This window comes from Cognatitamlana onchidii (assembly GCF_004804355.1).
GTDB classification, from domain to species: domain Bacteria; phylum Bacteroidota; class Bacteroidia; order Flavobacteriales; family Flavobacteriaceae; genus Cognatitamlana; species Cognatitamlana onchidii.
Window position 1 is genome coordinate 1 of the sequence record NZ_SRWZ01000007.1, and the last position, 24,382, is coordinate 24,382.

The 24,382-nt window shown below is 35.7% G+C and carries 17 protein-coding genes; 12 read left to right on the forward strand and 5 right to left on the reverse strand.

Going from position 1 to position 24,382, the window contains the following annotated elements; genetic code table 11:
- Nucleotides 1-197: 197 nt before the first annotated feature.
- The 7 genes from E5D58_RS12805 (at nucleotide 198) to E5D58_RS12835 (ending at nucleotide 10,905) form a co-directional block, all read left to right on the forward strand.
- Nucleotides 198-803: a TetR/AcrR family transcriptional regulator gene (locus tag E5D58_RS12805; protein WP_136482386.1), complete on the forward strand. Its 606-nt coding sequence runs from the start codon at nucleotides 198-200 to the stop codon at nucleotides 801-803.
- Between the two features lies 1 nt (nucleotide 804).
- Entirely contained in the window at nucleotides 805-2,151 is a 1,347-nt protein-coding gene (locus tag E5D58_RS12810) for a TolC family protein (protein WP_136482388.1), read from the forward strand.
- Between the two features lie 27 nt (nucleotides 2,152-2,178).
- Nucleotides 2,179-3,357 carry an efflux RND transporter periplasmic adaptor subunit gene (locus E5D58_RS12815; protein WP_136482390.1) on the forward strand — a complete coding sequence of 393 codons (1,179 nt, stop codon included), beginning with the start codon at nucleotides 2,179-2,181 and terminating at the stop codon, nucleotides 3,355-3,357.
- Between the two features lie 20 nt (nucleotides 3,358-3,377).
- Nucleotides 3,378-6,887: an efflux RND transporter permease subunit gene (locus tag E5D58_RS12820; protein ID WP_136482392.1), complete on the forward strand. Its 3,510-nt coding sequence runs from the start codon at nucleotides 3,378-3,380 to the stop codon at nucleotides 6,885-6,887.
- Nucleotides 6,888-7,079: 192 nt separating this feature from the next.
- Complete coding sequence (gene aspS, locus E5D58_RS12825) at nucleotides 7,080-8,834, forward strand: aspartate--tRNA ligase (protein WP_136482393.1); 1,755 nt, start codon at nucleotides 7,080-7,082, stop codon at nucleotides 8,832-8,834.
- A gap of 42 nt (nucleotides 8,835-8,876) precedes the next feature.
- The gene (locus tag E5D58_RS12830) at nucleotides 8,877-10,664 is read left to right on the forward strand and encodes a chloride channel protein (RefSeq protein WP_136482395.1); all 1,788 of its coding nucleotides are present in this window, start codon (nucleotides 8,877-8,879) and stop codon (nucleotides 10,662-10,664) included.
- Between the two features lie 4 nt (nucleotides 10,665-10,668).
- Nucleotides 10,669-10,905, forward strand: a complete 237-nt coding sequence (locus E5D58_RS12835; protein ID WP_136482397.1) for a hypothetical protein — start codon at nucleotides 10,669-10,671, stop codon at nucleotides 10,903-10,905.
- Between the two features lie 7 nt (nucleotides 10,906-10,912).
- Here E5D58_RS12835 and E5D58_RS12840 read toward each other — a convergent pair whose 3' ends face one another.
- Entirely contained in the window at nucleotides 10,913-11,494 is a 582-nt protein-coding gene (locus E5D58_RS12840; protein WP_168796690.1) for an FISUMP domain-containing protein, read from the reverse strand.
- Between the two features lie 79 nt (nucleotides 11,495-11,573).
- Nucleotides 11,574-12,023, reverse strand: a complete 450-nt coding sequence (locus E5D58_RS12845; RefSeq protein WP_136482401.1) for a nucleoside deaminase — start codon at nucleotides 12,021-12,023, stop codon at nucleotides 11,574-11,576.
- Between the two features lie 39 nt (nucleotides 12,024-12,062).
- On the opposite strand from E5D58_RS12845, the gene dxs reads away from it, so the two are divergent.
- Entirely contained in the window at nucleotides 12,063-13,820 is a 1,758-nt protein-coding gene (dxs, locus tag E5D58_RS12850; RefSeq protein WP_136482404.1) for a 1-deoxy-D-xylulose-5-phosphate synthase, read from the forward strand.
- 6 nt (nucleotides 13,821-13,826) lie between these two features.
- Here dxs and E5D58_RS12855 read toward each other — a convergent pair whose 3' ends face one another.
- Together E5D58_RS12855 and dgt are read right to left on the reverse strand one after the other, a co-directional pair.
- A complete protein-coding gene (locus E5D58_RS12855; RefSeq protein ID WP_136482405.1) occupies nucleotides 13,827-14,690 on the reverse strand; it encodes a hypothetical protein in 864 nt (287 codons plus the stop codon).
- 156 nt (nucleotides 14,691-14,846) lie between these two features.
- Complete coding sequence (gene dgt, locus E5D58_RS12860) at nucleotides 14,847-16,187, reverse strand: dGTP triphosphohydrolase (RefSeq protein WP_136482407.1); 1,341 nt, start codon at nucleotides 16,185-16,187, stop codon at nucleotides 14,847-14,849.
- Nucleotides 16,188-16,462: 275 nt separating this feature from the next.
- On the opposite strand from dgt, the gene E5D58_RS12865 reads away from it, so the two are divergent.
- From E5D58_RS12865 to E5D58_RS12875, 3 genes are all read left to right on the forward strand, one after another.
- Nucleotides 16,463-16,849, forward strand: coding sequence for a carboxypeptidase-like regulatory domain-containing protein (locus tag E5D58_RS12865; protein WP_136482409.1), 387 nt, complete (start codon nucleotides 16,463-16,465; stop codon nucleotides 16,847-16,849).
- Between the two features lie 326 nt (nucleotides 16,850-17,175).
- The gene (locus E5D58_RS12870; RefSeq protein WP_136482411.1) at nucleotides 17,176-19,932 is read left to right on the forward strand and encodes a TonB-dependent receptor; all 2,757 of its coding nucleotides are present in this window, start codon (nucleotides 17,176-17,178) and stop codon (nucleotides 19,930-19,932) included.
- A 199-nt stretch (nucleotides 19,933-20,131) separates the two neighbouring features.
- The gene (locus E5D58_RS12875) at nucleotides 20,132-21,328 is read left to right on the forward strand and encodes a hypothetical protein (RefSeq protein WP_136482413.1); all 1,197 of its coding nucleotides are present in this window, start codon (nucleotides 20,132-20,134) and stop codon (nucleotides 21,326-21,328) included.
- Nucleotides 21,329-21,414: 86 nt separating this feature from the next.
- Here the strand turns inward: E5D58_RS12875 and E5D58_RS12880 are convergent, their stop codons facing one another.
- The gene (locus E5D58_RS12880; RefSeq protein ID WP_136482415.1) at nucleotides 21,415-21,729 is read right to left on the reverse strand and encodes a toxin-antitoxin system YwqK family antitoxin; all 315 of its coding nucleotides are present in this window, start codon (nucleotides 21,727-21,729) and stop codon (nucleotides 21,415-21,417) included.
- Between the two features lie 289 nt (nucleotides 21,730-22,018).
- On the opposite strand from E5D58_RS12880, the gene E5D58_RS12885 reads away from it, so the two are divergent.
- Nucleotides 22,019-24,316, forward strand: coding sequence for an inorganic phosphate transporter (locus tag E5D58_RS12885; RefSeq protein ID WP_136482417.1), 2,298 nt, complete (start codon nucleotides 22,019-22,021; stop codon nucleotides 24,314-24,316).
- Nucleotides 24,317-24,382 lie beyond the last annotated feature (66 nt).

Here is a 24,382-nt window from a genome sequence, read left to right on the forward strand (position 1 = left end):
AATAAATCCCCTGTAGAATTTATGCCCAGATTTGAAGATGAAATAAATTTAATCTCCAAATCTGACCTTAATAACAATTTTTTGTCGAATTTAGAGGTGTCCTAAAAAGGGATAGGCTACATAGTGTTAACAAAAGATTAAAACTTAGGAAACTTTTTTGGTTTTTAAAGTTTCCTTGTGTAGATTTGCCCTCGATTATGAGAGAGAAAATTTTAATTGGCGCCTCCGAACTGTTCTTAAACTTTGGTTTCAAGAGCGTAACTATGGACGATATTGCCAATAACTTAGGTATTTCAAAAAAGACCATTTATTTACATTTTGCTAACAAAACCAAGTTGGTGGAAGCCACAACTATGTACCTCTTTGAATCTATTTCGGAAGGTATTAATCAAATTTGTGCTTTACAAAAGGATCCCATTGAAGAAATTTACAGTATTAAGCAATTCATTATGGAACATTTAAAGGACGAAAAGTCCTCGCCTCAATATCAACTGCAAAAATACTATCCTAAAATATGCAACTCCTTAAAAGAAAAACAATTTAAGGTTATGCAAACTTGCGTTATAGATAATCTTAAAAGAGGTATCCAACTGCAGTTATTCAGGGAATCCATAAATGTAGAGTTTGTAGCAAGAATATACTTTAGTATTATGCTGGCTATAAAAGATAAAGACCTGTTTCCCGATAAACTTTTCTCAATGAATATGCTTATGAGCAACTATTTAGAATATCATTTAAGAGGTATTTGTACGGCTAAAGGCTTAGAAACGCTAAATAAATTTATAACATCAAATCAATCATAAAATGAAAATCAAACTAATACTATTTAGTTTACTATGCACGTCTGTTATATTCTCGCAAGAACAAGAACAAACTAAGCTAAGCTATACATTGCAGGAAGCTATCGACTATGCCATAGAAAACAATAGAAACGCTAAAAATGCCTCCAGAGATGTGGAAGCCGCCTATAAAGAAAAATGGGAGACCATCGCCTTAGGGCTACCTCAACTAAATGGGCAAATAGATTACCAGAATTTCCTAAAACAACAGGTGAATGTAATTCCTAGTGATTTTGAAGACCCTGATTCTCCCCTTGTTCCAGTAATTTTTGGAGCAAAACAAAATCTTACTGCTGCTGCAACTTTAAGCCAGCTCATATTTGATGGTTCTTATATTGTAGGGCTTCAATCGGCTAAAGTTTTTCTAGAAATTTCTAAAAACGCCAAAGAAAAAACCGATTTAGAGGTTAGAAAAGGAACCATTAATGCTTATGGCAATGTCCTTCTTGCCGAAGAAACCGTTGCTATTTTGGAAGAAAATAAAGCTACACTTCAAAAAAATCTTGATGAAATTACTAAGATATTCGAAAACGGTTTAGATGAAGAAGAAAGTGTTGAGCAAATAAAAATCACATTGTCTGATATTGAAAGTGCTCTAAACAGAAGCAAACGTATTAAAGACGTTTCGCTTCAAATGCTTAATATGACTATGGGGTTAGACATAACCCACCCAACCCAATTACTTGACAATTTAGAGACCTTAACCGCCAGAAATGTAGATTTGGGTTTAATATCGGATCCCTACTCCATCGAAGATAATATAGATTACCAAATCGCAGAAAATGATAAAATATCAAAAGAACTTTTAATAAAACTTGCCAAAAGTAAATCCATGCCATCGCTAAACGCCTTTTTGAATGGGGGATATAATTCTTTTAGTGATGATTTTACCTTTCTTAACAAAGACCAAGACTATTTTGGATTTGCTGTTTTTGGTGTTGGCATGAGCATTCCCATTCTAAGTTCAGGTGGTCGTAGTGCAGCCACACAGCGCGCCAAAATAAATTATGAGAAAGCACAGGACGATTTAATAGAAACAGAGCAACGCATTAGATTAGATATTGCCACTGCGCAAAGTGACTATCAATATTCTATTGAAGATTACTCCAATAAAAAAGAAAGCCTTGACTTGGCAGAACGTATTGAAGCTAAAAACCAAACAAAATTCTTTGAAGGTATTGCTTCTAGTTTTGACCTCCGGCAAGCACAAATTCAATTATATACGGCACAGCAAGAATTTCTTCAGGCCATGCTAGATGTAATCACCAAAAAAGCAACATTAGAAACCTTATTAAACCGCATCAATCAATAGATAACTTATCATCAAACAATCAAAACAATGAAAACGATATACACCTTATTATTTGCTACTGTTCTTTTAAGTTCTTGTGGTTCTGAAAGTAAAAAATCCGTAGAAGACATTCTAGCTTCAGATGATTTGGAACTCATGAGAAAAAAGAAAAGTGAATTAGATATAACCGCTCAAGAGATTTCAGCAGAATTAAAGTTATTAGAAAAGAAAATCAAAGAACTCAACCCTCAGGCTAAAGTTCCTCTTATTACTACTTTTAAAGCTGAAGAGACTAATTTCAACCACTTTACAGAACTTCAAGGAAGTGTTAGTACCAAACAGAACCTAGTTATTCACCCAGAATATTCTGGTATTTTAACCAACGTTTATGTAAAAGAGGGCCAAAACGTTAGAAAAGGGCAATTGCTGGCCAAAATTGATGATGGTGGTTTAAGCCAACAACTATCTCAATTAAAAATTCAAACAGAACTGGCTAAAACTACCTTTGAACGCCAAGACCGCCTTTGGAAACAAAAAATTGGTAGCGAAATTCAGTACCTGCAAGCAAAAGCTACCTATGAAGCGCAATTACAAGCTACTAACCAGTTAGAGCAGCAAGTGGCTAAAACGCAAGTTAAAGCACCGTTTTCTGGAACTATCGACGATGTTATTACGGAACAGGGAAGTGTTGTATCTCCTGGGCAATCTCAACTTTTTAGAATTGTTAACCTGGACAACATGTACATTGAAACAGACGTTCCAGAGCGTTACGTAACAGACATTACAAAAGGTAAAGAAGTAAAAGTTTATTTCCCCGTTTTAGGTAAAGAAATAGACACCAAGGTAAGACAAGCTGGAAACTTTATAAACCCTGCAAACAGAACATTTAAAGTAGAAATTGGCATTCCAAATACAGATAAATCAATAAAACCTAACCTAACAGCTAGGTTAAAGATTAACGATTATTCAAACCCCAAAGCCATTCTAATACCTCAGAGTATTATTTCTGAAAACGCCTACAGCCAACAGTATGTTTATACAATCACTGATAAAGTAGAGAACAAAGCTAAAGTAAAGCGTGTTATTATTGAAACTGGCAAAACGCAAGGCGATTACATTGAAGTACTATCGGGTATTGAAAATGGAGAAGAGATTATTAACGAAGGTGCAAGAAGTGTAAAGGAAGGACAAGATGTGAAAATTCTTGTAATCGATAATGCCAAATAACTTTAAAGACTACCCAAGCAATGACTAAAGATAAAAAGAAGAAAAAAGTAAATAAAGAGTTTGCATTATCCTCTTGGGCAATTAACAACAAAACAACCATGTATGTGTTGATTGCTTTGATACTCTTTCTTGGAGCTGGAGCGTATTTTAGCATGCCAAGAGAGAACTTCCCAGAAATAAAAGAAACCAAAATCTATATTAGTTCTGTTTACCCAGGAAACACAGCCGAAGATATTGAGAAATTAATTACCGACCCCATTGAAGACAAGTTAAAAACGGTTAGTAATGTTGTTGAAATTACATCTACATCTCAGGAAGATTATTGCATTGTTATTGTTGAATTTGACGAAAACATCACGGTTGAAGCTGCAAAGCAAAAGGTAAAAGATGAAGTAGATTCTGAAACGGCTGGCGAGGACTGGCCTACTTTTAATGGCGCTAAAGTTGAGCCTAATGTGTTCGATTTGAGCATGTCTGAAGAAATCCCGATCCTCAATATTAACATTTCTGGTGACTACCCAGTTGACAAACTTAAAGAGTATGGCGAATATCTTGAAGACGAGATTGAAAGCCTTCAAGAAATTAAGCAAGTAGATATAAGAGGAGCTCAGGAAAAAGAAGTAGAGGTCGCTGTAGATATTTACAGAATGATGGCTGCCCAAGTGAGTTTTGATGATGTTATTAACACCATAAGCAGAGAAAACATGACCATGTCTGCTGGTAATTTAATTACAAGCGGGCAGCGCAGAACCATTCGTATTCTAGGAGAAATAGAAGATCCCAAAGAACTTGAAAATTTTGTCGTGAAATCTGAACTTAATAACCCTATCTATTTAAGAGATATTGCTACGGTTACATTTAAAGATGAAGACAAAACTACGTTTGCCAGAGAGTTTGGACATCCCGTAGTAATGCTTGATGTAAAAAAGCGCGCTGGTAAAAACATGGTGGCAGCAGCAGAACAAATTCAGGTTATTGTAGACAAAGCTGTTGAAAATGTTTTTCCTCCAGATTTGGAAGTAACGATTGCCAACGACCAATCCTCGAAAACCATAGGTCAGGTAGACGATTTAGTAAACAATATCATCTTTGGTATTATACTAGTGGTTACCGTACTTATGTTCTTTTTAGGGTTTAAAAATGCCTTGTTTGTAGGGTTTGCCATCCCAATGTCTATGTTCATGTCTTTAATGATTTTAGACTATTTGGGATACACCATGAATACCATGATACTATTTGGTTTAATTATGGGATTAGGTATGTTGGTCGACAATGGTATTGTGGTTGTTGAGAATGTTTACCGCCTAATGAGCGAAGAAGGCATGAGTCGAATTGAGGCCGCCAAAAAAGGTATTGGTGAGATTGCATTTCCTATAATCATTTCTACTGCAACTACGGTGGCAGCCTTTATCCCATTAGGATTATGGCCTGGAGTAATGGGGCAATTCATGATTTATTTCCCAATTACACTTTCAGTTGTATTAGGATCTTCTTTGTTTGTTGCTATTTTCTTCAACTCTGTAATGGTGTCACAGTTTATGACCATCGAAGACAAAAACATGCCGCTCAAACAAATCATAAGAATTTCAGCTATTGTTGGTGGTATTGGTTTACTAATTTTAGTGGCGGGAGGAAGTTATAGAGGTCTAGGAACTTTAATGATTGTAACCGTAGGTCTACTATGGCTATATAGATTATTCTTGAGAAAATGGGCTAATGGTTTTCAAAATCATGTTTTACCCCGATGGGAACGTGTTTACGAAAAGTCATTGCGCTTTGCACTAAGTGGAAAGAAACCCATTCTCATATCTGTAGGAACCTTTATATTACTCATAGTAGCCTTTATGGGCTTTGGAGCTTCCGTAGGAAGTCAGCGAACTAAAGTCGAGTTCTTCCCAGACAATACCCCTAACCAAATCATTGTTTATATTGAATACCCCGAAGGTACCGATATTCAAAAAACGAATGCCATTACCAAAGACATTGAGGAGCGTGTCTATAAGATTATAAATGATGAAGCTTATATGCATGGCGATTTTAACTTTTTAACAGAGAGTGCCGTATCGCAAGTAGGAGAAGGTGCTGGAAACCCTCAAACAGATGGAGGCTCTGCGGCAGAAATGCCGCATCGTGGAAAAATTACGGCTACCATGCGAGAATATAAATATCGTGATGGTGCAGACAGTAATGTATTGCTCAAAAGAGTTCAGGAGGACCTCAAGGGTATTTACCCTGGTGTTGCTATTTCGGTCGAAAAAGACGCCGTTGGCCCCCCTGCTGGTTACCCCATTAATATTGAAATTGAAGGGAGCGATTATGGGGAACTCATCACTACGGCAGAAAAAATGCGTGACTTTATCAATACTAAAAATATTCAAGGTATCGATGAGTTAAAAATTGATGTCAATAAGGCTAAACCTTCTATGCAGGTTTTGGTAGACAGGAAAAAAGCAGGAGAATTAGGTATCACCTCCGGTCAAGTTGGACAACAGCTACGTAATGCCATTTTCGGAGCTAAAGCCGGCATATATAAAGAGGATGGGGAAGATTATGATATTTATGTTAGGTTTAATAAAGAAAATAGATATAATACGAGTGCTATATTTAATCAGAAGATTACATTTAGAGATATGGCTACTGGTAAAATTAAAGAAATACCGGTATCGGCGGTGGCTAGGCAAAACAACTCCTCTGGTTTTAGCGCCATTAAACACAAAGATGTTAAGCGAGTGGTAACCTTGTATTCGGCACTTGCACCTGGATTTACAGATGCTGGAGCCATTGTTTCCAAAATTCAAAACGAGATGCAAGGTTTTACAGAACAGCCTGACGGTGTAAAAATAGATTTCACAGGTCAAATAGAAGAGCAAAACAAGCAAATGGCATTCCTTATGGGAGCTTTCTTTACAGGTCTGGGTTTAATATTCTTCATTTTAATATTTCAGTTTAACTCGGTTTCAAAACCTGGTATCATCATGTTAGCTATTTTCTTGAGTTTAATTGGAGTATTTGGTGGTATTGTAGCAACAGGAAGTGCCTTTGTTATTATGATGACCATGATGGGTATTATTTCTTTAGCTGGTATTGTAGTAAACAATGGTGTGGTACTTCTCGATTATACACAACTTCTTATCGACAGAAAAAAAGTAGAACAAGATTTAGAAGATGATCAATATCTGCAACAAACAGATTTAATTGAAGCCATTGTTAGAGGCGGTAAAGCTCGTTTGCGTCCAGTATTATTAACAGCCATTACGACTATTTTAGGATTAATACCGTTGGCTACAGGGTTAAACATTAATTTCTTCACTTTATTTAGTGAGTTCAACCCTCATATTTATATGGGTGGTGATAACGTAATTTTCTGGGGTCCTCTGGCATGGACCGTTATTTACGGTCTTTTCATCGCAACATTCTTAACATTAATTGTGGTTCCAATTCTGTTTTATTTGGTTACAAAGTTTAAAATGAGTCTCTTTAAAAATAGAGTCTCTAAAACTGAACAAATTGATGCCATTGGTGTGAACTAGTATTTTTATTAATTGTTTCTGACTAACTCGATTAATAGTGAAAAAGCTTCGATATAATTATTGAAGCTTTTTCTTTTTTAAGACCTTCACTTAGACTTGTGTTTCTATCGTATTAATTAAAGCTTAAAATCAATATTCAAATACGCATTTAATCATCTAACTTATGTAAATTTGCACCTCAATTTTACGATAATGTTTAGAAGCCATAATTGCGGCGAATTAAGAGCTGCACATATCAACACAGAAGTTACCCTTGCCGGTTGGGTTCAGAAATCAAGAGACAAAGGATTTATTGTTTGGGTAGATTTACGCGACCGATACGGCATTACGCAACTAGTGTTTGACGAAGAACGTACCTCCAAAGATTTGATAGCACAAGCGCAAAACTTAGGACGTGAGTTTGTTATACAGATTAAAGGAACCGTTATAGAACGAGCTTCGAAAAACCCTAATATACCAACTGGTGATATTGAAATTCTTGTATCTAAATTAACCATTCTAAACGAAGCCAAGCTACCTCCTTTTACTATTGAGGACCAAACAGATGGCGGTGAAGACTTAAGAATGAAATATCGTTATTTAGATATTCGTCGTAATCCTGTAAAAGACAGTTTAATCTTTAGGCATAGAGTAACTCAAGAAGTACGAAACTATTTGTCTAACGATGGTTTTATTGAAGTTGAGACCCCATACTTAATCAAGTCTACTCCAGAAGGGGCACGCGATTTTGTGGTACCTTCAAGAATGAACGAAGGACAGTTTTATGCCTTACCACAATCACCTCAAACCTTCAAACAATTATTGATGGTAGGTGGTATGGATAAGTACTTCCAAATTGTAAAATGTTTTAGAGATGAAGACTTGCGTGCCGATAGGCAGCCAGAATTCACACAAATAGACTGTGAAATGGCATTTATTGAGCAAGAAGATATACTAAATGCTTTTGAGGGACTAACACGCCACTTATTAAAAGAAGTTAATGGGGTTGAAGTCGACAAATTCCCAAGAATACAGTATGATGACGCCATGCGCCTGTACGGAAATGACAAACCAGACATTCGTTTTGGAATGGAGTTTGGAGAATTAAACAAGGTTGCCCAGCACAAGGATTTTGGTGTTTTTAATAATGCTGAATTAGTGGTTGGAATTGCGGTTCCTGGTGCTAATAGCTTTACCAGAAAAGAAATTGACAAACTAATTTCTTGGGTTAAACGTCCTCAGGTAGGAGCTTTAGGTATGGTATATTGTCGTTGTAATGATGATGGTTCGTTTAAGTCGTCTGTAGACAAATTTTACAATCAAGACGATTTAGCCAAATGGGCAGAAGTTACAGGAGCCAAGGCTGGTGATTTAATTTGTGTGCTTTCTGGCGATAAAAATAAAGTACGTGGTCAATTAAGTGCTCTTCGTATGGAATTAGCGGAACGTCTAGGATTGCGTAAACCCAATGAATTTGCGCCATTATGGGTTATGGACTTCCCGTTATTAGAATGGGATGAAGAAACAGAACGTTACCACGCTATGCATCACCCATTTACCTCTCCAAAACCTGGACAATTAGAATTATTAAAAACCAACCCGGGCGCTGTAAAAGCCAATGCCTACGATTTAGTTTTAAATGGTAATGAAATTGGAGGCGGTTCTATAAGGATTCATGATAAGGAAACACAAGCATTAATGTTTGATTATCTTGGGTTTACTGAAGAAGAAGCCAAAATACAATTTGGATTCCTAATGGATGCTTTTCAATATGGAGCCCCACCGCATGGTGGGCTGGCTTTCGGATTAGATAGACTCGTTGCAATACTTGGCGGCCAAGAAACTATTAGAGATTTTATTGCATTCCCAAAAAACAATTCTGGACGCGATGTCATGATTGATGCTCCATCCCCAATAGACGACGAGCAACTCTCAGAATTAAGTTTAAAACTTAATTTAAAATCATAAAAATTAATCCCGCCATGGCGGGATTTTTTAGTAATTTTAAGCATGCCTTTTAGTACCAAAAGCCTATTACGCAAATTTTTAATCTGGAAGTACAAGCATATTTCAGAAAGCCAGTTTATTTATATACTCAGTATTCTTGTTGGTTTTCTTGCAGGTATGGGAACTGTTGTACTTAAGAACTTAACGTACTACATCAGACATTTTTTTAGTCTTTATATTTTTCATGATTATCAAAGTACCCTTTACTTTATTCTTCCCATAATAGGCTTATTACTGGTTTATATTATAAAACAAACCTGGCTAAAAAAGCATATTGGTCATGGTATATCAACAACTTTATATGCCATATCAAAACTAAACGGAATTATTCCAAGATATAATATTTATGCAGCATTAATTACCGCTCCGTTAACTGCTGGTTTTGGTGGATCGGTAGGATTGCAAGGACCAGCAGTAAGCGTTGGTTCGGCTTTAGGTTCTAATGCGGCACGTTTATTTCATATGAATGTAAAAACTAGAATGCTCTTAATAGGCTGTGCCGCAGCAGGGGCTATGGCATCCATGTTTAAAGCACCCATTGCGGCCATTATTTTTGCCATAGAAATATTTAGTTTGGATATTGCCTTTACCTCTTTAGTACCATTACTATTAGCATCGGTTTCTGCAGTAGTTACCTCTTACTTGTTTTCTGGAACAGACGTATTATTACGTTTTGAACTAACTGATAAATTTGAAGTTAATGATATTGCTTTTTATGCCCTACTAGGTTTGGTCACAGCATTTGCTTCAGTCTATTTTTCAAAGGTGTTTTTTGCCATCACTAATTTCTTCAAACAGTTTGAAAGCAGAGCATTAAGACTACTAATAGGTGGCTTGGCTATTGGCACCATGCTCTATGTTATTCCGCCTCTTTATGGTGAGGGGTATGGTATTATGAATAACCTTTTAAAAGATGATCATTTGGCTGCAATTGGCACCACCCCTTTTGATATTGATTTATCAAACATCTGGATTGTTATTGCACTTTTGCTAGGAATTGCCATATTTAAGGCCATCGCTATGACCACCACATTTGGAGCGGGTGGAGTTGGTGGGGTATTTATTCCAACGCTTGTTATGGGAAGTGCTATAGGTAACGCCTTTGCAAAAATAATTAATAATTTAGGATTGGATTTTCATGTTTCAGAATCAAATTTCACTCTTATTGGAATGACTGGCTTAATGGCGGGTGTGCTACATGCCCCCCTTACCGCCATTTTCTTAATTGCCGAAATTACTGGTGGCTATGAGCTTTTTGTTCCGCTCATGATTGTTTCGGCCATATCCTTCGCAGTAACTAAATACTATATATCACATTCTATTTATACTTTAAAACTAGCTGAGCGCGGTGAACTGATGACTCATGATAAAGATCAAAATGTATTGATGGTTTTGGATATTGATAAAGTCATTGAAAATAATTTTGTCATCTTAACACCAGAAATGAAACTTGGTGACATCCTTACTAAAGCGGTAGCAAAATCATCGAGAAATCATTTTCCGGTGGTTAACGACGACCACGAGTTTCTGGGTGTAATTCGTTTAGATGATATGAGACACATGATGTTTGATACAGATTTGTATGACAAGGTTAAAGCTTCTAGCCTCATGCACGCCGATCATGGTATTATAAACTATGATGAAGATTCGATGAATGATATTATGAATAAATTTAAAACCAGTGGCGCATGGAATTTACCCGTTGTAAAGGGCGGCAAGTATTTTGGTTATATTTCAAAATCAAAATTACTTACAGCCTACAGGCAGCAACTCATTAATTTTACTAAATAGTACCATGAAATATATCATTCTTACACTTACCATAGCCGCCTTAACAAGTATTATACTGGGCTTTGTATTAAACGTAGATTATCAAGAAAAGCTTATCGGGTTTGGTGTTGCAGGTTTATTTTTAGTGGTATTTCCTTTATTTTCTTACTACCGTTGGAAAGACAGGAATGTTAAAGAGTATATGCTCACAAAGGAGAATTTAGATAAAATGCGTGAAAGTCAAAAAGACAGAAAGTTTTAGGCTACAACTAATCTTTAATGCATCTGCAACTTTGCATAATTCCAGAACTCACTGTTCCAGATGTAGAAACCAAAACGTTAGGTTCAATACGTACTTGTTTCCATGAATTTGGCAGACCACCATCAGTAGACGTATAGTAATATCCTTTAAGAGTAATGTCTTTATAACCTGCAAAATACCAACCACCTGCTAATAAATTAAAGCCTACAGGCTCTCCTTGTTGCATGGCAAAAGGTTTTAAAAACACATGGGCAGCATTAATACCTCCTAAATAATCAATAAGAAGGTCCCATTCTTCCTTAGATGGTAAATGCCAACCTTCTGGACATGCGGTTTGAGCAGCATCTCCTGTATAGAGTCTACCATATATAAAACAATTATCGGTCTCACCGTCATAACATGAACTGGTATCGTCTCCAAAATCGTAATTAAGGTTTTCTGCAAACCATGTTTGGTCACCAATAGTTATAATTTCATAAACTTGGTTGTCTCGTGTATCAATAAACTCAGTATCTGGAACTATTGGAACATTGTTATCATCGTCGTTTGAACAAGACATCAAACCACATAAACAAACTATTATTATCATATTGAACCTCATAAACGATGGCTTTGGATATGAATTACTATCTATAAATATAAAAAAAGTTTTTGAAAGCTTTTTACTTCTAGTTTAGGTTACGTTTCAAAATAAAAAAACGCTTCATTAAACTGGACGCTTCTTCTGCCATAATTCCGCCCTCTATAGTTGTTTTTGGATGTAATTTTGTATTTAACGTTGTAAATCCGCGCTCCATATCTCTAGCACCATAAACAATCCTTGAAATTTGACTCCAATATAAAGCTCCAGCACACATTTGGCAAGGTTCTAGGGTTACATAAAGGGTACAATTCTTTAAATATTTTCCTCCTAAAAAATTCGCTGCTGCTGTAATAGCTTGCATTTCGGCATGTGCTGTAACATCGTTAAGCGTCTCGGTAAGATTATGCCCTCTGGCAATCACTTTATTATCAACGACTACCACTGCACCTACAGGTACTTCGCCTTGCTCAAAAGCCACCTCTGCCTCTTGAAGGGCCTTTTTCATAAAATATGCATCATCAAAAGGTTCTATCATGGTAACAAAAATACGATTTCATTCTTGTATTTTTGTCTCGTGCAAAAAAGTCTACTATCAAATATCAATTCTCCTAAAGAACTCCGTCTTTTAAACAAAAAAGATCTTCCCCAACTTGCCCAAGAGTTACGCAAGTTTATTATTGACATTGTTGCCACCAAAGAAGGCCATTTAGGAGCTAGTTTGGGAGTTGTAGAACTCACCATTGCCCTACATTATGTTTTTAACACCCCAGAAGATTTATTGTTATGGGATGTTGGACATCAAGCCTATGGTCATAAAATTTTAACAGAACGACGAGATAATTTTCACACTAATAGACAATTAGGTGGTATTAGCGGATTTCCAAAACGAGACGAAAGCATCTATGACACCTTTGGTGTTGGACATTCTTCCACTTCCATTTCTGCAGCATTAGGCATGTCGATTGCCTCAAAACTAAAAGGCGAAAACAGGCAGCATATTGCCGTAATTGGTGATGCCTCCATTGCCAGTGGCATGGCCTTTGAAGGGTTAAATCACGCTGGTGTAACCAATGCCAACCTATTGGTTATCTTGAACGACAATGCCATTGGCATAGATCCTAGTGTTGGTGCATTAAAACAATATTTAACTAACGTTAAAAAAGGTGTTCAAAAACGAAATAACATCATTGAAGCCTTAAATTTTAATTATTCAGGGCCTATTAACGGCCATGATTTAAGTAAAGTGATTTCTGAATTAGAGCGTCTAAAAACTGTTGAAGGCCCTAAATTATTACACATCATTACCACCAAAGGCAAAGGCTTAAAACAAGCCGAAACCCATCAAGTAAAATATCATGCCCCAGGAAAGTTTGATGCCAAAACAGGTAATTTAGCTGTAAAACCCAATAAAGAGCAACCACCTAAATATCAAGATGTATTTGGGCATACACTTGTAGAACTGGCAAAGAACAACAAAAACATTATAGGGATTACTCCCGCCATGCCTACTGGAAGTTCTTTAAAATACATGATGGATGAAATTCCTGATCGTGCTTTCGATGTTGGCATTGCCGAACAACATGCGGTTACGTTTGCTGCAGGTATGGCAACACAAGGTTTGATTCCGTTTTGCAGCATCTACTCTACGTTTTTACAGCGCGCTTACGATCAAGTTATTCATGATGTTGCTCTTCAAAACCTACCAGTTGTATTCTGTCTAGATCGTGCAGGGTTGGTGGGACAAGACGGAGCTACACACCATGGAGTTTTTGATATATCCTTTTTACGTTGCATCCCTAATCTGATTATTTTTGCGCCACGAAACGAAGTAGAATTGCGCAACATTATGTATACTGCGCAATTAGGTTTAGAACACCCCATAGCCATAAGATATCCACGTGGAAGAGGCGTGACTTTAAATTGGAAACAACCTTTTATCAAACTAGACATTGGCAAAGGAGTTCAACTAAAGCAGGGTAAAAAGCTTGCGGTTTTAAGCATTGGTCCTATCGCAAAAAATGTTTCTGAAGCTATTGAAGGGTTAGAAATTTCGCACTATGACATGCGTTTTGTAAAACCTTTGGATGAGGTTACATTGCACGCCGTTTTCAAAAGACATCAATTTATTGTAACCATTGAAGACAATTCTGTAAAAGGCGGTTTTGGTTCGGAAATTTTAGAATTTGCTGCAACACATGACTACAAAAATTCGGTTAAAGTTTTAGGGGTTCCTGATGGGTTTGTACAACACGGAAGGGTTGACGAATTACAAACCATAGTAGGGCTAGATGTTGAAAGTTTAAAACAGCTTTTTAGCAAATATTCAAGCTAGTCCAGTTTAATTCGTAACATATCTATTCCAAAATTCAGCATGATTATCAGCTACTTCTCCAATATTAAAAATCCACCAATTCTCGACACAATCTGAATAGTCTACTCCATCATAACGAATATAAGACCATTCATGAGGGAATTTGTTTGGGAATTTTCTAGCAATAACATTGTCGGCTTCAGTCCATAATTTTCTTGCTTTTTTATTAGGTGATGTTTTAGCTAAAGCTATCCATTTACTGTCTTTAGCTCTGTACTCTGGTGTTTGATGAGGCCCTCGACTTCCCTTTTCAACTCCATAGGCTTTATTACCATCGTCTATTGAAAAATAGTTAGTTTTTTGTTTTACATAGTCTAAATCTGACGCCGTGGTATGATCTTCATTCCATTTACTATGTTGTACTACAATAACGTTAGATTTTACAAGTACTTCTGGAATTACTTTTAGTACTTCTGCAATCCAATCTGCAGTAATGTTCGATTGTCCTGCTTCTTGCACCCAAACTTTTCCACCTTTTTTTAATGTATAAACTACTTTCTTTGTAATGCGAGCAACGGCTCCGTTCCAATCTTTATGAGCATTGGTCCACTTATTACCAAATGCTAATTTTAGTAATTTACTGGAATCTATAAATGCACCTTCTTGAATGCCAGTGGCTCCTGCTACCACAAAATAATTTACCCCTCTTAAATCCTTGTGCAATAACATAGATCCTAAAGCTGCTTGAGCGTGAATATCATCTGGATCTGGTTTACTATCAAACTGAGCAATCAACAAATCATTTTCTGCATTAAAAAAAGGTCGTTCACTAGACCGTACAAAATTACATGATACCAAAACTAATGCCAAGAGTAAAACTTTCGATGTCATAATGCTGAATTTCTTATTGCTTAAAAATAGTCAAAAAGTAATACTCTGCGCCAAAGACTAATACCTTTGCTAAAGCTTCCTGACAGAAAAAGGAATGCCTCTAAAATAACAGGAGCATTCTTGTATTAGGAAATACTATTTGAGGTTACGCATTTTTTAGAATGTAACGCCTTCAATCTTTTTAAAATTCTGGATGGCTTTGCTGTCACTTAACAAAGACACATAATGGCAAACAGATAACAAGCGTTGGTATAAACTAGAAGCACTAAAATTTATGGTTTCTGGGAGGCGTTTTAAGATAAGCTTGTCGTAGTTTGATGCAGTACCATTAAAACTGTTATTTACCGCAACAGTATATACCATGAGCAATTTGTTGATTATTTGATAGCCAGCAATTTCTTTATCGACCACCTCGTCGGATTGGTAAATTTTTTCGACACTTATTTTAATGATATCCTTTATTTGTGCGTCATACTTGCTTTTATCCAGCAATGCACAATCGAAAGTACTATTTAAAATAGCATCTTCATTTTTCATAAAAATATCGACAGCGTCATTTATTAGGGCTCCAATGGCCAAAGCTCGAAGATACCCAATACGATCTTCCTTATTCCCAAGTGCGTAATAATTTTCTGGGATGATATTATCACGAATTACCTTGGAAAGATACTCTAGCGCATATTCCTCTTGAATAAGCCCAAGGTTAATACCGTCTTCAAAATCAATAATAGTATAACAAATATCGTCTGCCGCCTCGACCAAATAAGCTAATGGGTGCCGGGCATAACTCAGATCTTTATCGCTTCGCTTTATAAGCCCTAGTTCGTTCGCTACATCTTTAAATGCCGCTTTGTCTGATTGAAAGAATCCGTATTTTTTGTCGGCAATGTGTTTTGTTGGTTTCTTGGGTAAGGATTCTTTAGGGTATTTAGTAAATGCCCCTAGAGTAGCATAGCTTAGACGAAGCCCGCCCTCTCGACCTGCTCTACTTTGGGTTAGAATCTTGAATCCGTTGGCGTTCCCTTCGAAATCACATAAGTCTTGATATTCTTTATCGGTTAATTGATTTTTGTACTGCTTCCCGAGTCCTGATTTAAAGAACTCTCCTATAGATTTTTCGCCAGAATGCCCAAATGGCGGATTTCCAATATCGTGAGCCAAAGCCGCGGTTGCAACAATAGCCCCAAAATCGTTTGCTTGATAACCATGAACCTTTTGTAAACTTGGATGTTTTTCTAATACTTTTTGCCCTACTTTTCGCCCTAAAGAACGCCCAACAACACTAACCTCTAAACTATGGGTTAAACGGGTGTGCACAAAATCGGTTTGTGATAAAGGGATTACTTGCGTTTTATCCTGTAGGCTTCTAAATTCTTGAGAAAAGATAATACGGTCGTAATCCACTTCGAAACCCAGCCGAGTTTCATCCTGTTCTTTTCTTAGTCGTTTATTGGTATCGCCATAGCGTTTTAAGGAGAGAAGTTGTTCCCAGTTCATTGTTTTGATTTAAGCTGAGGCAAGATACTAAAGAATTTGGTTTATTATTGAACTAATCGGCGCTTTACTTTACAAAACAAAAGTAATCACTATAATGTCTGTTTTACAGATAAACCGCATCAAAATACGATGAAAAGACAGGGTTTAGCAAAATCCGTAAAACTTCATGATTCTGGTAACATTAGGGTAACATTTTGATTAAACAGGTTTAAAGTTTAGGTAACATCTTAATCATGTTTATATCTTTAATTTGCATTTCATTTAAGAAATAGCAAATGAAAAATATTGTTTTTACATTATTATTAGTTATTGCGGCATCAAGTTTAAGCTTCAGTCAAAATTCAGGATCTATTAGCGGAACCTTATTAGATCTTGAATCTAACAATGCGCCTTTAACTTTCGCAAGAGTTAAAATTAAGGAAACAGGTGCAGAAGTGCTTTCTGATGAAAATGGCGTGTTTAGGCTTAACAACTTAGAGGCAGGCGCTTACACTTTAATTTACAGTTTTGTTGGTTATGAAACTAAAGAAACTGAGGTGAAAATTACTTCAAACAAATCCACAAACATAACTTTACATTTAGCGGCTAGCACTATTTCACTAGACGACTTGGTTATGGCTATTGCAAGTACAGACGAAAAAAGTACAACGAGCACCAATTAAGCAGCACATAAAAAGTTCTTTTTTTAAAATATTTTAGAAGCGGTTTTTAAGTAATTAAAAACCGCTTCTTTTATTATAGACATTATCAAGCAATTAACATATCATTAAAATATTCTTGCAAAACCAGCTTTGCAATAATGTAAAACCCCTATCTCTACTAAATCAAGGGTTTAACGTTTTAATGTTAAATTAATGTAACTAAATATAATGCTTAATCGCTTCTTGATAACATTATCCTAACGCTTTTGTTACTGTTCTTTAACTAATAGGTAACGCTTTGTTTACAATATGTCAGTTCCTTTGCGGCAAGAAATCATAGATAAAAAATGAAGAAAATCACATTTCTGTTTATACTTTTAGCAACAGTATTTACGTACGCTCAAACTACAGGATCTGTAGTTGGGAAACTAACAGACAAAGAATACAATAACGAGCCGTTAGCCTTTGCAAATGTTTTAATAAAAGGAACAACAACAGGAACCACTTCAGATTTTGATGGACTTTACGCCTTTAATGACTTAGAAGTTGGAGACTACACCTTAGTATTTAGTTTTGTTGGATATGAGACTCAAGAAATTTCTGTTACTATTGCTGCAGGAAAAGTAACTGAAGTTAACGTGCCTATGGGAGCCAGTGCGGCATCTCTTGATGAGGTGGTTATTACTACAACCACAAAAAGAGAAAGCGAAACCGCTTTATTATTGGAGCAGAAAAAGGCAGTAATTATGAAACAAGCCATTGGAGCTCAAGAACTGGAAAAAAAGGCCGTCTCTGATGCTGGTGCCGCGACTTTAAAAGTTACCGGCGTTAACAAAAAAGAAGGTTCCAGTAAAATATATGTAAGAGGTCTTGGGGATCGATATAATAGTACGACCTTAAATGGACTGCCACTCCCATCTAATGATCCACGAAATAAAAACATTGATTTAGCTATGTTCTCGTCTGGAATTATACAAAACGTAGGAATATCGAAATCATTTTCTTCAACATTTTCATCTGATGTTGCTGGAGCCAACGTCGATATTGTAAGTAAAGAGATGTCTGGAAAAGAGTTTTTTAAAGTTTCTCTATCGGCTGGGGCAAATACCCAAACCACCTTTAAAGATTTTAAACAAATGGATGGTGCTAACTGGATTGGTGTTAATACAAATACCAAACATAAAGTTAGAGACTTAACTATTTACAGTTTTGACAATAGCTTTACTCCTAAATCCATTAAAGCCAGTCCTAATTTTGGTTTAAGTTTAAACTATGGTAACAAATACCAAATAAACGATGAGAGTAATATTAGCATATTTTTAGTGGGATCCTTTAGTAATTCTTACCGTTACCAAGAAGGACGTAATGAAAACATCATAGACGCTGGTAATGTGGGCTCACAATGGGATACTCAAACCTTTGGTTATGGCGCCTCAAAAATGCTCATGGGGAATGTGGCTTATAAAATTAATAACAATCACCAAATAAGCTTCAACCATGTTTTTATTCACTCCAATACTCAAAAAATAGAAGATTTTGTTGGTACGACGCCAGACATTGGTAGAGATGAAGACGACAACAGACTTGTAAATTTAGTTTTGCAAACAGAAATTCAAAACAAGTTGTTCACTAACCAGCTTTTGTCTACAAACAAATTTGGTGAATCCATTGATGTTAATGCTGGGCTAAGTTATAATGCCATTTATAATGACGAACCTGATAGACGTAAGAACACTTTTATTATTGATAATGATCTTGAGAAAACTCGAATTTCTCAAAATGCCGTGAGAGATAATAGTAGATTTTACGGAAATCTTTTTGAAGATGATATTGCAGGTAACCTTAATTTTATAAAGTATTTTGGAGAGCGTTTTGAAAATAACGGAAAATTAACCTTAGGCTATAATGGAAGATATACCCAAAGAAAGTTTGATGGTATGTATTTTGACCACAATTTCACTAGTCCAAGGACTACTTTTGTAGACGTTAACAACCTTGATGCTACATTTAATCAAACAAATTTAGACGATGGCGTTTTTGGGCTTGAAACATCTAGAGGACGAAATAACCAAGATGCCGAGACTTTTTTGCCACAACTCTATGATGCCGATAAAACTACACATGCTGCTTTTGGAGATGTTGTTTATAAATTTAACGACAAATTTACCGCTAACGCAGGATTACGTGCTGAAAACGTAAAAATGAATGTAGCTTGGAACACGAATATTAGTTTTCCTGGATTTACGGACAATAGCCAAATAGCATTGGATAAACAATATGTTCTGCCTGCTTTAAATTTAAAATACCAACTTAACGATAAAATTAACTTAAGAGCGTCTGGTAGTTTAACATACACATATCCGCAGTTTAAGGAAATTGCGCCTTTTACTTATGAAGGCATAAACTATCAAGAGTCTGGTAATCCTGCATTGCAACCCTCAGATAACTATAACGCAGAATTAAAATTTGAATTATTCCCGAAAAAAAGTGAATTATTTGCGATAGGCGTTTTTGGAAAACTTATTGAAAATTCAATCAATAGATTAGAAAGAAACTCGGCTATTGAACGTGATTTTACTTTTGACAATTCGGGCGATGCAACAATTTATGGAGCTGAACTTGAAGCGAGATTAGATTTATATTCAAAAGAAATTGATGATGAAAAATCGCAATATTTTACTTTTGGTACGAATGCAACATTTATGCACACAGATTTAAAATTTGATACTAGCAACACTGCCTTTAACTACACAGGCGAGAATTCACAGTTAGAGGGCGCATCTCCTTTTACTATAAATGCCGATGTTTCTTATAGATTTATTAATGGAGACAAAGAAACCGTTTCAACATTAGTATTTAATTATCAAAGTGATAAAGTATACAGTATTGGTACTAACTTCAAGGAAAATATTATTGAAAAAGCCGTGCCAATTTTGGATTTTGTTTTTAAACATGATTTTAATGATCAAATTGGAGTTAAATTTAACGCAAAGAATTTGCTTAATCCAAGCTTTGAAAGGTACAGAGATATTCCAGAAAAGCTCACGATGAACACCTATAAGAATGGCGTCACTATTACTGCTGGTGTCTCCTTTAATTTCTAATAAATATAAAGCCTCCTAACTTAGGAGGCTTTTTTACATAGTACTGTTACTAAAAAGTAAATCTTGAAAAAGAAAAAAATCAAAGCAGTAAACAAACACTTAACATTAGGATAAATTCTTAACATAATACTAATACAAGCGTAAGATTATGTTTAAGGAAAATTTCGTGCTTTGCAGCACAATAAAATAAAAACGAAAAATGAAAACTTTAAAAAATTTATTCTTAGTTGCTATAACAGCTTCAATTATTTCATGTTCATCTGATGATGATAATAGAACTATTGTTCCTCCGGGAGATGGTGGAGATATCATTGGTAGCGAATTAAAAGGAGATATTACGGCCGATAGTAAGTTAATTGCAAGTGTTGACTATATTATGACAGGTTCAGTAACTGTAAAAGAAGGTGTAACACTAACCATTGAGCCAGGAACAACTATTAAAGCTAAAAGCGGAAGAACAGATGTGTTTTTAGCGGTTGAAAGAGGCGCTAAATTAATTGCAAAAGGAACTGCTTCTAATCCTATTGTATTTACATCTGATGCTAGTTCTCCTAAGGCTGGAGATTGGGGAGGTCTTGTATTAGCAGGAAAGGCTCCTTCAAATAAAGGGCTTGATGTACAGTCTGAAGTAGCAGGATTATTATATGGAGGAACGGAAGTAGACGACAATTCTGGTGAACTCAGCTATGTTATTGCTGAATATACTGGAGCAAAAATTAACGGTGAGCAAGAATTTAACGGAATTTCTTTCTTTGGTGTTGGAAACAATACTACTGTAAACAATATTGTTGTAAGCAATGGTAACGACGATGGAATTGAATTCTTTGGAGGAAGCGTAAATGTAACCAATGTTTACTGCGCGAACATAGCAGATGACATGTTTGATTGGACTGGTGGATATACGGGAACCGTCACAAATGCGTTCGGTGTTCGTAACGAAGATTTTGATGCTGCTACTGATGACCCAAGAGGTATTGAAGGCGACAGCAACAGTTCTGATGCAACAGCAACTCCAATTTCAACTCCTACATTAAACAATGTAACTATCCTTAACTTAAATCCAAATGTGCAATTAAAAGCAGGTGCCGAAATTAGAAGAGGAACCGTTGCTACTATCAATAATATTTTCTTTGCTGCTTATGGTGATGCTTCCTTTGGAAATAGAATAGACACAAAAGATGACAAAGGAAATGGTACTTTAACTATTGTAAATGCAAATGCTCAAGGTTCTGTGGGAGATGATAAAGAAGGTGGTGCTATAAACGGATCTGTAACTGAAATAACTGATGGTTTTTCTGTACCAGCAGATAATACTGTTGAGTTCAAGTCTGGAGTTGGAGCTAACCTAGCTGCTTTTGATTGGGCTGACCAAAACTTTGTGGTTACCAAAAAATAATTCTCGGGTTACAATTAAAAACACTTGATAACAAAAAGCATCCCAATTGGGATGCTTTTGTATTTAATTTAGTTTAGTTGCTATTTTTAAAGTGAAGCTACATTTTTACTATAATCAACTTCCTTCAACTCACCTTCAATAACATAAATCCATTTACCAACTTTCTTTCCATCCTTATAATAAGCAGTAACAAGTTTTTCTCCTTTTTCATTAAAACTTAACCACTCTCCCTCTAACTTACCATCTACGGTGTAAGTTCCTGTTTGGCTTACTTCTCCATTATCATGATAGTAAACAACTTCAATTAGGTTTGTTTCTTTATTATGCGTTAAGGTTCTTTCTTTTTGAGCAAAAGTAACCGTAGTAAAAAGCGCTATTGTGAATAAGATTATATTTTTCATATCGATGGGGTTTTAATTAATAATTACTTTACAAATATACATTTGTTTTTACATTTAAGCAACATTCACGTAACATTAATTTAACATTAAACCTATAAATAATTGATATTCAGTAATTTATTTTATTTAAATTTAGTAACATTCGTTAACATAACACCCAAGCGCCTCGTAAATACCGACTCTAACTCCTTATTAGTTTCTTTAAAATGAAAAGAACATAACATTCGCGTAACATTGGGTTCACTTAAAAATAAGACATTTGTTCCTGTAATTTTTTGACCTTATTTAAATGGGAGACATTTATATCTATATGCTAGTTGCACTTGCGTTTCTAGCCATAGCCGATTTAGTTGTTGGCGTTAGTAATGATGCAGTAAACTTCCTTAACTCTGCCATAGGTTCTAAAGCCGTTTCGTTTAAAACCATTATGATTGTTGCCAGTTTAGGTGTTGCAGTGGGAGCTTTAACTTCAAGTGGCATGATGGAGGTAGCTAGAAAAGGTATCTTTAATCCTAGCGAATTTATGTTTGATGAAATCATGATTATTTTCATGGCTGTCATGATTACAGATATACTTTTGCTAGACTTTTTCAATACGCTAGGTCTACCAACTTCTACTACCGTTTCTATTGTTTTTGAACTTTTAGGAGCTTCTGTCTGTGTTGCAATTATCAAAATAACTACCGATAACAACCAATCCCTTTTAGATTTAGGAAACTATATTAACAATGAAAAAGCCATCGAAATCATTTTAGGCATACTCCTTTCTGTGGTGGTAGCCTTTTCTGTTGGTGCGATCATACAGTTTTTTTCACGCTTACTACTATCTTTTGATTTTAATGATAAACCTAAAATATTTGGCGCCATTTTTAGCGGTATCGCGGTTACTTCAATCATGTATTTTATTCTTATTAAAGGAATAAAGAATGCTACATTTATGAGTGCAGAACTTAAGTCTTTTATTGCGGGAAACCCTTCTGCCATAATTGGTATTGGTTTTTTAGTTTTCGCCTTAGCTTCCCTTATTTTAATGACGTTTTTCAAAACTAATATCTACAGAATTATTATCGTAGTTGGGACCTTTGCTTTAGCTGTTGCGTTCGCCGGAAACGATTTAGTAAACTTTATTGGTGTACCCATTGCTGCACTTGATTCTTTTACCAATTGGTCTGTAAGCGGTGTTTTGCCATCCGAATTTAGAATGACTAGTTTATCTGAAGCTATTGCCACCAAGCCATATTTATTATTAATAGCAGGTTTAGTAATGGTTCTTACATTATGGTTTTCAAGTAAAGCTAAGGCCGTGGTAAAAACATCGGTAGACCTATCTCGCCAAGATGCTGTAAAAGAACGTTTTGAGCCTAACTTCTTATCGCGTGGTATTGTTAGAATGACTATTGCTGCATCCGATAATTTTAATAGTTTATTACCCGAAAGCGTCAAAAAGCAAATTGAAAAACAATTCCAAAAACCCAAAAATACTATAACTCTAAAAACCGAAGACAAACCAGCATTCGATTTAGTTAGAGCTGCAGTTAACCTAATGGTCGCCAGCGTGCTTATTTCTATTGCCACTTCTATGAAACTCCCGCTTTCTACTACCTACGTAACTTTTATGGTAGCCATGGGAACGTCTTTAGCAGATAGAGCATGGGGCAGTGAAAGCGCCGTATACCGTGTTGCAGGTGTATTAAATGTAATTGGTGGTTGGTTTTTTACAGCCTTAAGTGCTTTTGTTGCAGCATCCTTAATGGCTTTTATCTTGTTTTATGGTAAAGGTTATGCCTTAACAGCCTTGTTATTCTTTGCTATGGTACTATTATTTAGAAACTACCTAAAACACAGGAAAAAAACTATAGAACAAAAAGTTGAAGACAGTTTACACAAAGCCGAAAGCAGCTCTATACAGGGTGTTATTATTGAAAGTGCAGATAATATTGCTAACGTGGTAAGACGTGGTAAGAAGATCTATTCAGGTGCTATAAATGGCTTAGCAACCCACAACCTAAAACTTCTAAAGAAGAACAATAAAAATATTGAAAAACTCTCAGATGAAATAGAAGATCTTAGAGATAATATCTTCTATTTCATTAAAAAACTTGAGGAACCAAGTGTTACGGCCAGTAACTTCTATATAACGGTTCTAAGTCATCTTCAAGACATGACCCAATCTTTAGAATACATTTCAAATGTTAGCTTAAAACATGTAAACAATAATCATAAAAAATTAAAGTTTACACAAATCAAAGAATTAAAGGAAGTTGATAGTGCCTTAGAGGAACTATTTAATAACACTAAAAAGGCTTTTAACTCTGGTTCGTTTGAAGAAATTGGTTATGTTTTAGGTAGAAAACAAGATGTTACGAATCTACTTACCGAAAAAATTCAAAAACAAGTAGAGCGCACGCGTACTGAAGAATCTAGCCCAAAAAACACCACACTTTATTTTGGCATATTACTAGAAACTAAAGACTTGCTTAACGCTACTATGACACTGTTAGAAGAATACTATAACGCTCATGATGACTCTGTAGAGCCTGCTACAATAAATGTCGCGGATTCTGATTCCTCAAAAGAAGAGGAATAAGGGCACAACCATGATTATTAGCTCTTATTTTCTTTAAAGTATAACTATGAGCTTTTTAAGAACTAA